The organism is Simkaniaceae bacterium (assembly GCA_021734805.1).
In the GTDB taxonomy this organism is placed as follows: domain Bacteria; phylum Chlamydiota; class Chlamydiia; order Chlamydiales; family JACRBE01; genus Amphritriteisimkania.
Genome location: JAIPIG010000023.1, coordinates 24,643 through 37,791 on the forward strand (window position 1 = coordinate 24,643; position 13,149 = coordinate 37,791).

Here is a 13,149-nt window from a genome sequence, read left to right on the forward strand (position 1 = left end):
AAAGCCGATTGCCATTGCTCATAAGCATGATAGGCGGCTCAAGAATTAATTACGATGAAAGGGATTGTGGTATCATCATGACGATTAAGCTTTCTAAAACAACGCTAGTCAATACGCAGCAAGCAATGGCAAAGAGAAATTGGTTTCTTTTTGACGCAAGTGGAAAGACTCTTGGGCGTTTTGCTTCCGAACTGGCAGTAGTTTTAATGGGAAAACATAAAATTGATTATACGCCTAACTCCGATACCGGAGATGGTGTGGTTGTTATCAATGCGGATAAACTCATTGTGACAGGGGCTAAAGAAGCTCAAAAAACGTATCGCTCATATACCGGGCACATTGGTGGGAGAAAAGATACTCCTTACCGTGTTTTAAAGGAAAAAAAACCGACTGAAATCTTGCGACATGCCGTGCATGGAATGATGCCAAAAACAAAGCAAACGGATGCTCAAGTCAAAAGACTTAGAATCTTTGCAGGTTCTGATCACGATATGCAAGCTCAGCAACCCCGCGCCGTTTAAAAAATCTGTGTGGAAGATTTTTAATGGTTAAGGGATATTGGCTATAGTAATGGGAAGGCCCCCTTCATTTTGGCCTCCGTTCAATTTAAATTGAGGAAAAAAGTTAAAGTATGACCAAAGAAGTAATCGGAACAGGTAGAAGAAAAACAGCTGTTGCTTCAGTTCGCATGCAAAAAGGAAATGGAGCTATTGTTATCAATGGCAAGACATTGGAAGAGTATTTTGTCACTGAAATGCAGAGACAAATCGTTCTTTCTCCATTTGAATTGCTTGAATTGAATGGACAATACAATCTAAAAATCAGAGTTAAAGGCGGCGGGATCGAAGGTCAAGCTGTTGCTGTTCGCTTAGGGATTGCGCGTGCGCTCGTTCAAGAAGACGAAGAGCGTAGAAAAGATCTTAAAGATAGCGCTTATCTTACAAGAGATCCAAGGAAGAAAGAACGTAAGAAATACGGACGTGCTAAAGCGCGTAAACGCTTCCAGTTCTCAAAACGTTAATTCGTTTTATTTTTATTTATATGAAAAAGCCATCCAATTTTGGATGGCTTTTTTTTTTAGGCGTTGTATACCGGGAGTGATTCAAGAGTTGGAATTTTTAGAAGCCGGCTATAGCGATGATCGATCGGGCCGAAGGCCCTTTACCGAAAGGGCGCGCTATTGACAATAGGCAGAGGTGAGGTAAATCGACCAAGCGGGGATGCCGGCGACAAAAAAAACAACTCTTGAATGACGAGCGGTATATACCGAAATAAGTCGAAGCGCCATCAAAGCTAAAATCCCAATTCCTCAACTCATTTCGGTATAAGTAACTCACCTTCCTTTTTGCGTAAGGTGAGTAAGTAAATAACGCCTTATGCTCGAGCGGAGATGGGGAGATATTTTTTGTTCAAATAAGAGAGAAAATCATCGACGGCGAGTTTCTTTTTGGTTGCCTTTTCAATGAGTTGTTGAGGATAGTAGCGGCGGCCATGGCGATGCACCTGTTGGAGAAGCCATTCGCGGATAAATTTAAAGTCGCGGTTTTCTAGGCGCACATTGTAATCCGGGAAGGCAGCAAGCATCGTATGGTGGAGTTGAGCTGCATAGAGGTTGCCAAGAGCATAGGTTGGAAAATAACCGAAGAGCCCTGAAGCCCAGTGGATATCTTGCATACACCCTTGTGCATTAGTATGAGGAACAATCCCTAAATATTCATGCATTTTAGCATTCCAAAATTCCGGAAGTTCATAGACTGAAAGTTTTCCTTCCATGAAGGCCTTTTCAATTTCGTAGCGTAGGATGACGTGAAGACCGTAAGTGACTTCATCGGCATGGATGCGGATTAAAGAAGGACGGACTGCATTGATGGCATGAAAAAAGGAGTCCAAAGAGATATTCTCGAATTGTTCCTTAAATGTTTCTTGAACAATTGGGTAGTAGCCCTTCCAAAAGGAGAAGGATTGTCCGATGAAGGTTTCCCATAGTTTAGATTGCGATTCATGTATGCCGATAGAGGCTGCTTCTGCTAGGGGTAAACCAAAGAAATCAGGGTCCAGCCCTTGCTCATAAAGACCATGCCCTCCTTCATGCATTGTTGCTGAAAATCCCTGATAAAATCCTGCATCTTGGACATGAGTAGTCAAGCGAATATCTGTGGGGTGGATGGGCATGCAAAAGGGATGCGCGGATTGATCAAGGCGCACCTTTTTTGGGTCGAGGCCCATATTATTTAAAATGCCGGTATTAAGGGAAAATTGGGCAGTACGATCAAATGATCCATAGAGGAACTGATCGGGAATAGAATGGTGGCTTAGCTGTTGAGTTAAATCAATGAGGGCTTTTTTGAGGGGATCGAAAAGAGAATCAATAGTCTGAGTTGTGATTTGTGGCTCATACTCATCCAGAAGCGGATCGTAAGGGTGATTAATATAACCAAGAAGATCGGCTTTTTTCTTCATGTGATCAATGATTTTGGAAAGATGTGGAGCAAAGAGCTCAAAATCGTCATTTTGCCGAGCTTCGATCCAGACGTGGGTTGCTTTAGAAGTCACTTCGGCAAATTCAGTGATAAAGTCAACGGGAAGCTTTTTCATCTTGTGATAATCTTCCCGCATCAACTCCAAACTCCTCTTTTGATCGTCATTGAGCTGATCATTTAGGATTTCTCCTGAGTCTAGAGCAATGAATTGTGATAGGAGTTTTTCATACTCTTTGGATGTTTTGCGATGGTGAATAAGGGCTGCAAGCTCTTTTTTTTGCATCGTTTTAATATCGATTCCCTGAGTGGGCATCATGGTTTCCTGATCCCAAAATAGGAGGCGCTCAATTGATGCTAACGTATGTGTAGAGCGTGAAAAATCAAAGAGTTGTTTAAAATCCATATCAAATAAGTCCCTAGTTATTCTTGGTGAATAAATTTTAGTTCTACTTTTTGCATCCATGACTCAAGTTTGGAAACAACAACGTGGTATAGGGGGGTAAAAAATGTCCATGCTATTGTAAATAGGCTAATAGATAAGCTGCCGATGATGATATCGGTGAGCCAATGCGCTCCGACAATAAGCCTTGGAAGAATAAAGAAAATACCAACAAGTGTTGCGAGTAGGGCTTTTGGTTTATCAAGGAGTAGGTTCATCATACAAATGAACATGAGAGCCGTAGTTCCATGATCGCCCGGAAAAGAAAAGCGTGCGCTGGTTTTAATGTGCATCCACGGAATGATTTCATTGAGAAGTGCGCTCATCGGAGTGACTAAGCTAGGGCTTTTTCTTGGGATCACAATCCAGTCTTTAAAGATAAGGCGATTAATCAAAATAATCGTGGCCGCAGTGATGATGATACAAAAAAGCACTTCGGCAACTCTTCGCAGCTTTAGGTGTTTTGGAGCTTTAACAATATAAGATCCGACAAATAATAGAATGAAGGCATCAAATAGCCAATCAGCATATTTGTGGTTTGCCATTGCCCAAAATGTTTGCCAAAATGAGCTGTTTTCAATCCAATGATTGAGGGCAACAAAAGTCCAGTGATCTAGTTTATCCCATAGGGGGCGCGTATAGGGGGATAGCCAAGTGGCAAAGAGCAAAAAAATCATTAAATGGACTTTAAAAATGGACTTAAATTTCCAAAGTCCCGCCATCTGATAATTTTGAGAACTTTCATTTTGAGCCATAATTCCTCATGCACAATTTTCCTTTATCGCATCCGCCAAAAACGAATTCCAAAACCCATGGCAATTAAAGCAAAAGGTCCAAAAGCGGCAATAGGTGGCGGCACGACATTATTTTGACCCAAGATAACACAAGCATCTATAATTGTAAAAAGGCAGACAAAACAAATGAGCGCCATCGTATAAATTAAAAATATTTTTGAAGAGCGACTGAATGTAATGCAAAAGGGAATGACGGCGATGACAACTAAAAGAGATAGCCAAGGCATAGCCAGTTTTGAATAGAGTTGCGTTGAGATTTCATAATAATCTCGATGAAAGCGGTCAAAGGGGTAAATTATTTTAGATAAAAGCTCTGAAATCGAGAGATTTTCAAAAGGTTCCTTTTCTTGGTCCGTAGCAACGATAAGAGGAGGGGATAAAAAGGGGACAATCATCTCATCATATGATGGCCCTTTGACTAAGCGTTGATGAGAATCTTTGTAAAAAAAATCGACAAAATAGCCTTTGATCACCCCTTCTTCTTCTTTTAGATTTTTAAAATGCCAAATGCTTTTATCATTTTGAATAAAGAAAACATCTTCCATTGCGTTTTGTTCAAGATTGCGGTAGCTAAAGAGCAGTTTTGAGTTGTTGTCAAAAGTAATGCTTTGAATTTGCCGGTCGGTTTGGTTAGTTGGTGTCGATAGATATTGGGACTGAAAGTGATCGATATAAGCTTGCGCATTAGGGAGCACAAATTCAACAATAGCCAGCATGAATAAGGAGCTAAGGAGGCCTGAAATCATAATGGGCTTTACGATTTGTTTGATATTTTGCCCCGATATAAGAAGCGCTAGAAGTTCATGATTGGCATTGAGAGACGTTAGGACATGAATGGTCGATATCAGCAAACTTAAAGGGAGTAAAAGATCGAGTCTCTTAATGAAATTATAGAAATAATAAAGAACGACATCTTGAAATTTTAAACTTGCATGGTGCCCCATCTCCGACATGTGAATCGAATAGTCAAATAGGATATAACAGAGATATAGTAAAAACAGCAGGAAGAAAAGGCGCTTGAAAAAAAGAGAGGAAATATAGCGCGTCTGAATGGATAGAGGAATCATTCAAGTCCCCTTTCGATTTTAAAGCGGTACAAGCGATTGGCAATGAGAATGGAACAAAGGGGGATTAAGTAAAAAATGAGAGCCCAAGCGTGATTTTTAGCCGTCGATTTTGCGATGAGATAAAAGGCAAAGGTTAGGCTCGATAGGAGTAAAATCCAAAGCACTCCGGTTTTTCTCTTGGTTCTTCCAATCTGTATCGAAAAAATAGCTCCGAGCATCGTAAAGGCATATGTAATCCACGATAAAAAGGTTCGGCGGCTGATTTCTAAAATGCACCTAAAGAGCTGGCCTCTCTCTTTTTCAACAAACATTTTGATGAGAAGGGGTTTAATGCGTAGCCGTTGCAAAGAAAGGCGTTTGATATCTGTTTGGTGAAGAAGCGAAGCGATTGCAAGGGAGGAGTTCTCAATGCGGTCATAATTTTCAATGACCAAATGATCAAAACCATTTTCCTGTTTTGTTTTTAGATGAGAAATTAAATGAACTTGCTCCCCAATCAGGATCCCTTGATCTTCGACATTGAGTTGATCTGCCATAATCAAATTCATTTTTTTAGATGAGGGATTGAGAAAAGAAAAAATAAGATTTTCTGCAGACTTACCCGATTTGATGACATGCAAGTCGGTATAGGCATTTTTAACTTTTGTGATTTTGTTTGTCTGCATCAAGAGAAGCGGATTTTGAGCTGTTGCCTGATACATTAGATTTTTGCTTTTGAGCCGAGTCGTAGGCGTCAATTCTGAGACAATAACAAAATTAAAAAGAGTGAGAAAAAAGGCAGTCATTTTAATCGGATATAAAATGTCTTTGACCGACAATCCCTGGACCCTTAACGAAGTGAGTTCGTGGCTTTGGCACAAGCGCATCATTAAAATAGTCGACGAAATAAGGGCCGAAATAGGAATGGCAAGAGGAAGAATAATAGGGAATTGCAACAAAATAAAAAGAGCGATGACGGAAGGAGCTGTTCCTAAAGTGGCAAATCGGGCAATTTCCTGCATGCGCATGAGGACGAGAATCGATAAGAAAACAAAAATCGATAGGAGGAAAACCCTAAAATAGTTTTTGAGGAGATATCTCCATAAAATAGGCATAAAAATAGACTTTTCAGATTTGGCATAATTATATAGATCAGTTAAAATTTAGACCATGAAAGATCCAATTGAGTTCAAAATCCAGACGTTTTTCAAAAAATTCCCATCGGGAGACCGCCCATTTATCCTTGGCTTATCAGGGGGATGTGACTCGATGCTTCTCTTTCATTTAATGGTGAAAAGGAAGATTTTTTTTCATGCTGTTTATATCGATCACGGGTGGAGAAAGGAGAGTCAGGAGGAAGCGGATGTCTTGAAAAAGCTTTCATTAGAGAAGGGGATTCATTTTGAAAGCTTTAAAATTGGCCATTTTGACTTTTCAAAGGGGAATATCGAGGATCGGTTGCGTTTAGAGAGGCTTTCCATTTTAGGGGAATATGCTCAATCGATGAATGCGCCGGGGATTGTTTTAGGGCATCATCGAGATGATCGGATTGAAACTGTGATTAAACGACTATTTGAGGGAGCTCGCCTGACTCATCTCAGCGGACTTCAAAAAGTATCGCAATTTAAAGGAGTGACGATTTTTCGGCCTCTACTCGATTTTGAAAAAAAGGATCTTTTAAATTGGCATAATACTCATAAAACAGCATTTTTTCAGGATCAAACCAATGACGATGTCCACTTTTTAAGGGCAAGAATGCGCATGGAGTTAATCCCCTTTTTAGAACATTCCTTTAAGAAAGGGATTAAACAACCGCTTGATGAAATGGCAAACCGCTCACTTGAGCTAAAAGAATATCTAGATAGAAAGACAGATCCTTTTATGAAGATTAAAGGAGGGGGGGATGAAATTTGGGTGCTGTGTCCCGATTCTTTCCCCAATGAGGCGCTTGAAATGGGACATCTCTTAGATCGCATGGCCGAAAAAATAGATGTCGCCCTTAACCGAAGCCAGCGCAATACGTTGATTCGATTGGCACATTCAAATACGAGTGGGAAAAAAGTGATAGTTGGCAACTCTATTTGGGCCTATCATAAAGGGGCTTTTCATATCTCAAAGACCATGACTCTTTCAATGGAAAATTTTGAGAGAAATGGGGCATAAGGGTAGTTTTTTTTATTCTTTTAAGGTAGAATAACTTAAAATACGTTAGGTTTTTATAGGGATTTTTTTATTGAGTTTCTTGAAGCCGACGTGTAATAGAGGGTTTATATACTGGGAGTGATTCAAGAGTTGGAATTTTTAGAAGCCGGCTATAGCGATGGTCGATCGGGCCGAAGGCCCTTTACCGAAAGGGCGCGCTATTGACAATAGCGCAGAGGTGAGGTAAATCGACCAAGCGGGGATGCCGGCGACAAAAAAAACAACTCTTGAATGACGAGCGGTATATACCGAAATGAATTGAAGAATTGGTTGACGGTCTCAATGCTTAAGTGTTGAGCTGCGACCTTTTTACCATTTTCTTTATTTATAAAGGGTTAATGGTTAGTGGAGTAAACGGGTTTAGGTGTTTGGTTAAATTTATAAAATGAGTAATGAGCATAATATGAAAAAAGATAATAAAAAAGGGATTCCGGGTGGAATTTTTATTTTTCTCGTTTTGGCAATCCTCATTATCTTGACGATTCATAATTTAAGTGATTCTAAATCGGCAAGTGTTTCGTTCAGTCATCAAGTTGAGCATTTGGTGAATTTAGATCTTATTAAAAAGGATCAAAGTGTCAAGACATCTCTCAATGACAACTTAGTGACATTCAGTGGAAAATTTAATCAGACCCTGTCGGAGGATGCACAAGCAAGACATCGTTATCTTGAGGTGCTGGATAAAAATCACGAACTGGCGAGTGAAAAAATCCGACTCCTTGGAGAAGTTTCCGTTTTAAAGCAAAAAGTATCTGATGCAGCAACGTATTTCCTTCAGCTTTCGGGCTTTGCAATTCCCCATGAGGGTTATGTCGTCGTTAGTTCGGCATACAATAACAGTGAACTAACTAATGGGATTGTCCTCAATCGCGTCGTTCCATCTGAAGTGATTTCACTTAAAGATGTTGAGTCTCTTTTTAATAAGGCAGTTTCTCATCCAAATAGTACACAGCTTAATCAACTAGGTGTGGGGCTTAATCAACTCATTAAAGGCTATCTATCACCGGCTTTAGGTATTGGTATAGAGTCCATTAAGACATCTCTTAGGAACACCGAACAGCAGGTCTTAAATGCCCTTTCAGCAACTGAAATGGACGTTGCTCAGCAGTTGGGAGTCTATAAAGTAGCGATTGTCGAGCTTCAAAATATTACAAATGAGATCAATAGTATGGATGATGGGGTGCGTTTAATGGCCCTTAGATCTGTGCGTACCTATATGGAAGATGTTCAGCAGTTTGATGTGATCAATCAAGATTTTGAAACGAATGAAGCTCAGCTTACCAAAGCACGCTCTAAGGTGGCGGATGTTGTTTGGTTTTTCAATAATAAAGAACTGACAACAAAGGCGTTAGAGAGACAGGATCCGGAAGTTTATCAGCAGTGGTTCTCCCAGGCTCAAAAGGAATGGAATAATTTTGAGGCAAATAAAACGCTCAACTTCAAGGCACCGGATCAACCTAGAAATGTCGTGCTTGAAAAGACATTTAAGAGCCAAGAACCATCGCCTAATTATATTAGTTACATATTATTTACAATTCTCCCGATTCTTTCTGTCTTTCTCCTTCTCTACTTTGTCTTTGCAAGACAGATGAAAGGAGCCGGCAGCTCGGCCATGAATTTTGGAAAATCACCCGCTAAGATGCTCGTTAAGAGTACATTGCAAGTCACGTTTAAAGATGTTGCAGGTGTTGATGAGGCAAAAGAGGAACTCGAGGAAATTGTCGAGTTCTTAAGAGATCCCTCTCGCTTTACTGCTCTTGGCGCGCGCATCCCTCGTGGTGTTTTATGCGTGGGCCCTCCGGGAACCGGTAAAACACTTATTGCTAAGGCAGTCGCCGGTGAAGCGGATCGCCCCTTCTTCTCGATTTCGGGTTCTGATTTCGTAGAAATGTTTGTGGGTGTTGGAGCGAGTCGTATTCGAGATCTTTTTGATCAGGCAAAAAAACATGCGCCTTGCATTGTGTTTATCGATGAAATCGATGCGGTTGGACGTCATCGAGGTGCCGGAATCGGCGGTGGTCATGATGAGCGCGAACAAACATTGAACCAACTGCTTGTCGAAATGGATGGGATGAATACAAATGAGGGCGTTATTTTAGTCGCGGCAACAAATAGACCGGATGTTCTTGATAAGGCTCTACTCCGTCCGGGCCGTTTCGATCGCCGTATCGTTCTTGATTTGCCCGATGTGAAGGGACGTTATGAAATCCTGAAAGTCCATGCCAAAAAAATCAAACTCGATGCAAGTGTTGATCTCATGCTTCTTGCTCGAATGACACCCGGCGGTTCAGGTGCTGATTTGATGAATATTTTAAATGAGTCAGCCCTTCTCGCAGCTCGTAATGGACGAAAAGCAGTGACTCAAGATGAGGCTATTGCAGCTTGTGACAAGGTCCGTTTTGGAAAAGAACGACGCAGTTTGCAATTGGATGAGAATGAAAAGAAAACAACCGCTTTCCATGAGTCCGGACATGCAGTTGTCGGTCTCGTTGTCAAAAATTCCGATTCCGTTGAAAAGGTGACGATTATCCCTCGTGGGATGTCCCTTGGTGCAACCCACTTTCTCCCAAAACAAAATAGAGTGAGCTACTGGCGGAAAGAGCTTCTCGATCAACTCGCTGTCTTAATGGGAGGGCGCGTTGCTGAGGAGATCTTTATTGGCGATATTTGTAGTGGTGCACAAATGGATATTGCTCAGGCGACTAAACTGGCTCGAGCCATGGTGTGTGAATGGGGGATGACTGATGCCCTAGGTCTTGTTGCCTATGACGACAATACGGATCGTTCAAATCAATATCTCATGCCCGGTGCTGCCGATCGCAATTATTCACCCGAAACATCAAAACTCATTGATGCGGAAGTAAAAAAACTCATTGATGAGGCTCATACACTCGCAACTCAAATTATCAATGAACATCGAGCTCAAGTTGAGTTGATGGCACAAAAATTGATCAATTTTGAGACTTTAGATCAACAAGATCTTAAAGCCATTATGGATGGAACTTGGAGTGATGAGAAGAAACAGCTTCAACTCAAAATCAATGAGCAGGCTCATAAGAAGACACCACCACCACCGCCACCTATTGAGGATAAAAAACCTTTTTCAGGGGATCCTTCACCTCAGCAGGTATAATCTCAACTGTGTCTTTATTTTTTAGAAATGGTATAATCCTTTTTTACAAAAAAGGATTTTGCTATGTCGGAAAAATATACGGAAAAAGATGATCCTGACTGGCTTATTGTATCGGCAAAATGGGTAGAAGTAACGGCGCAACTCAATGAGCTCAAAGCCCTTCAGCAGCAGCTGAAGGATCACCTAATCACCTTGTCCGGTAATGAAAGCTCATGTGGGGGAGGTGTACGACTGCTTCGCTCTGAGAGAAAAGGGGCTGTGCGCTATAGAGATATTCCGGAGCTTGAGGGGGTCGATCTCGACTCCTATCGCAATCCTTCTATGATCACTTGGACTCTCAAATCAGGATAAGGCACAAAAAAAACTCCCTCAATAATGAGGGAGTTTTTTTGTGCCTAAAAATTTGGGTTTTAAGCGCTATTTTTCAGGAGCTTTCATGATCGGTGGGGGTGTGATAGGAGCCCTTGGTTTAGGGGTCATCATCGCTTTTTTAGGAGGATGATTCCCTGCCTCATTTTCTTCATCACTTTCCGGTCTTGGAGCTCTCTCTTCTCTTTCAAGCCTTGGGATAAGAGCTTTGCGCGAGAGTTTGATTTGTCCACGATCATTGACATCGAGCACTTTGACTTCAACGAGATCGCCTTCTTTGTAATGATCCTCGACATTTTCAACTCGGGCATGAGCAATTTCAGAGATATGGCATAATCCTTCTTTGCTGAGGACTTGAACAAACATTCCGAAAGGAACGATTGAAACAACTTTCCCTTTGTATGTTTTGCCAATTTCGACTTCAGCAATGAGGTTGTGAATGATCTCTTTTGCTTTCTCCATTGCATGCATATCATTTGATGCGATGCTAACGGTTGCTTCTGCTCCTTGATCATTAATATCAATATCAACACCGGTTTCGGCAATGATAGCTTTAATCTGCTTTCCGCCGGGGCCAATGATGATGGCTACTTTACTTGGTGGAACTTTGATCTGCTCAATACGAGGAGCATATTGAGAGAGTTCTTTGCGAGAGGATGGGCAAGCATGAAGCATTTTATTGAGGATATGAATGCGACCCTCTTTAGCTTGCATCAAAGCGACTTGCATGATTTGAGGCGTGATTCCTTCAACTTTAATATCGAGTTGAAAGGCCGTAACCCCTTTTTCATCCCCGGTGATTTTGAAGTCCATATCTCCAAGTGCATCTTCAACTCCAAGAATATCAGAGAGAATTGCAAACTTGTCATCTTCTAAAATGAGTCCCATTGCAATTCCGGCGATGGGGCGGTGAATAGGAACACCTGCATCCATCATTGCTAGACAGCCACCGCAAACTGAGGCCATAGAAGAAGATCCGTTTGATTCGGTAATATTGGATTCAAGACGGATTGTATAGGGGAAGTTCTCTTGAGGTGGAAGCGCTGCGCGAAGAGCTTTTTCCGCAAGTTTTCCATGTCCAATTTCTCTGCGACCCGGAGGGCCGTTGCGCCCGACTTCACCAACGCTGAATGGGGGGAATGAATATTGGAGGTAGAAGCTGCGAGTGCTATCCCCTTCATAGTCTTCATAACGCTGTCCCATACTCTGACCACCAAGGGTACAGACTGCAATTGACTGAGTCTCTCCTCGTGTGAAAAGAGCGCTTCCATGAGTGCGTGGAAGTAGCGATGTTTCAATATTGATGGGGCGAATTTCATCAAGTCGGCGCCCGTCTGATCTGATATTCTTGGATAAGATCATATCGCGCATGATCTTAGAGGTGACTTTTTTAAGTGCTATTCCGACGTGACTTTTTTTGTATTTAGGAGCTTCTACATCGAGATAGTGCGATTTGACCTTAGCATTGATTTCAGTCAGAGCTGCTTCACGGTCTTGTTTCTTATTGATTTCGATGGCTGTTTTCACATCGCTTGTGATCATTGCCGTGATCTCATCGATGAGTTCCTGTGGTGTCACAGAAATATGCTCGAAATTTTTGTCTTTTCCAACAACTTTTTGCCAATCTTCCAGTTGAACGCAGATCTCGGCAATGGCCTTATGGCCCTCATTAATCGCTTCTAAAATTTGTTCTTCCGTTAAGAAATCGGAGTATCCTTCAATCATTAAGATTGCATCTTTCGTTCCGGCAATCATAAGTTCAAGCGTTGATTCATTGGCTTCATCAACTGTTGGATTAATGACAAACCGGCCATCGACCAATCCCACACATACGGCTGCAACAGCTTTTGTGAAGGGGATCTCAGAAATTAAAAGAGCTGTTGCTGCAGCGCAGATTGCAAGTGGCTGAGGGGGGCTATTGCGATCATATGATAAGACATATGAAAGGACCTGTGCTTCTTGATAGTAGCCATTCTCAAAAAGAGGTCGAAGCGGTCTATCAATTAAACGCGAGGTTAAAACTTCACGCTCAGTTGGTTTTCCTTCTCTTTTAAGAAAGCCGCCAAGCGTTTTGCCTGCTGCTGAAAATTTTTCTTGATAATCGATTCTGAGGGGAAGAAAATCGATGTCTTCCATAGGCTGAGAGGCCTGACATGCCGTGGCTAAAATGACGGTGTCATTTGCCTTGAGCAAAATCGAACCGCCTGCTTGTCGTGCAATGCGTCCGGTCTCAAAAATCATTTGTTTACCGGCTACATTGACTGTTAGTTCGTGTTTTTCCATTAAAATCTCCTATATTAGGTTCAGGAGATATGGAGAACTCAATTATTTTATTTCTATTTCTCGATGTCAAATTCTCAATTTGAAAGCGGGAAAAAGAAACAAAAATTGAAATTCATCCATATTTCCAATTTTAGGTAGCAAACGAGTATTCAATTTTTTTAAAATGATTCAAAATCAGCTTGAATACCGGTAGCTGCCTAATAATGGTAACATGGGGTAGGATTTGAGACAATCTACGATTGACAGCTCCCCATGGCTAAAGCTAGGGGATTCCTAATTCACAGAGAACAGCCAGAGGACGCAGCTTGGTTATCGCAAAAGTCCAAAGAGGACTTTTACGTTTTTTACAACCCATGCCCTCCGGTCTTACATTCTCTCCAAAGGCTTAACATCCCGAGTGCCC

Annotated in this window: 10 protein-coding genes; 5 read left to right on the plus strand and 5 right to left on the minus strand. The window is 41.5% G+C overall.

The features are described 5' to 3' along the window. Positions 1-77 precede the first annotated feature (77 nt). Together rplM and rpsI are read left to right on the plus strand one after the other, a co-directional pair. Entirely contained in the window at positions 78-521 is a 444-nt protein-coding gene (rplM, locus tag K9M07_05655) for a 50S ribosomal protein L13 (protein MCF7852705.1), read from the plus strand. A gap of 110 nt (positions 522-631) precedes the next feature. Further along, on the plus strand, positions 632-1,021 hold the full coding sequence (rpsI, locus tag K9M07_05660) for a 30S ribosomal protein S9 (GenBank protein MCF7852706.1): 390 nt from the start codon (positions 632-634) through the stop codon (positions 1,019-1,021). Between the two features lie 353 nt (positions 1,022-1,374). On the opposite strand, the gene K9M07_05665 is transcribed toward rpsI, so the two are convergent. Genes K9M07_05665 through K9M07_05680 form a run of 4 tightly spaced genes read right to left on the minus strand, consistent with a single transcriptional unit; the run spans position 1,375 to position 5,874 of the window. Then, positions 1,375-2,883 carry a carboxypeptidase M32 gene (locus tag K9M07_05665; protein ID MCF7852707.1) on the minus strand — a complete coding sequence of 503 codons (1,509 nt, stop codon included), beginning with the start codon at positions 2,881-2,883 and terminating at the stop codon, positions 1,375-1,377. Between the two features lie 17 nt (positions 2,884-2,900). Further along, positions 2,901-3,674, minus strand: a complete 774-nt coding sequence (locus tag K9M07_05670) for a phosphatase PAP2 family protein (protein MCF7852708.1) — start codon at positions 3,672-3,674, stop codon at positions 2,901-2,903. Between the two features lie 23 nt (positions 3,675-3,697). After that, positions 3,698-4,780: an LptF/LptG family permease gene (locus tag K9M07_05675; protein ID MCF7852709.1), complete on the minus strand. Its 1,083-nt coding sequence runs from the start codon at positions 4,778-4,780 to the stop codon at positions 3,698-3,700. After that, entirely contained in the window at positions 4,777-5,874 is a 1,098-nt protein-coding gene (locus tag K9M07_05680; protein ID MCF7852710.1) for an LptF/LptG family permease, read from the minus strand. Before K9M07_05680 ends, K9M07_05675 begins: the two co-directional genes overlap by 4 nt. Before the next feature lie 55 nt (positions 5,875-5,929). Between K9M07_05680 and tilS the strand changes: the two genes are divergently transcribed. The 3 genes from tilS to K9M07_05695 all read left to right on the plus strand — a co-directional run bounded on the left by tilS (position 5,930) and on the right by K9M07_05695 (position 10,445). After that, positions 5,930-6,922, plus strand: coding sequence for a tRNA lysidine(34) synthetase TilS (gene tilS, locus K9M07_05685; protein MCF7852711.1), 993 nt, complete (start codon positions 5,930-5,932; stop codon positions 6,920-6,922). Positions 6,923-7,346: 424 nt separating this feature from the next. Next, positions 7,347-10,094: an ATP-dependent zinc metalloprotease FtsH gene (gene ftsH / locus K9M07_05690; GenBank protein ID MCF7852712.1), complete on the plus strand. Its 2,748-nt coding sequence runs from the start codon at positions 7,347-7,349 to the stop codon at positions 10,092-10,094. Positions 10,095-10,157: 63 nt separating this feature from the next. Then, on the plus strand, positions 10,158-10,445 hold the full coding sequence (locus K9M07_05695; protein MCF7852713.1) for a hypothetical protein: 288 nt from the start codon (positions 10,158-10,160) through the stop codon (positions 10,443-10,445). Between the two features lie 66 nt (positions 10,446-10,511). Here the strand turns inward: K9M07_05695 and pnp are convergent, their stop codons facing one another. Next, positions 10,512-12,746, minus strand: a complete 2,235-nt coding sequence (gene pnp / locus K9M07_05700; protein ID MCF7852714.1) for a polyribonucleotide nucleotidyltransferase — start codon at positions 12,744-12,746, stop codon at positions 10,512-10,514. Positions 12,747-13,149 lie beyond the last annotated feature (403 nt).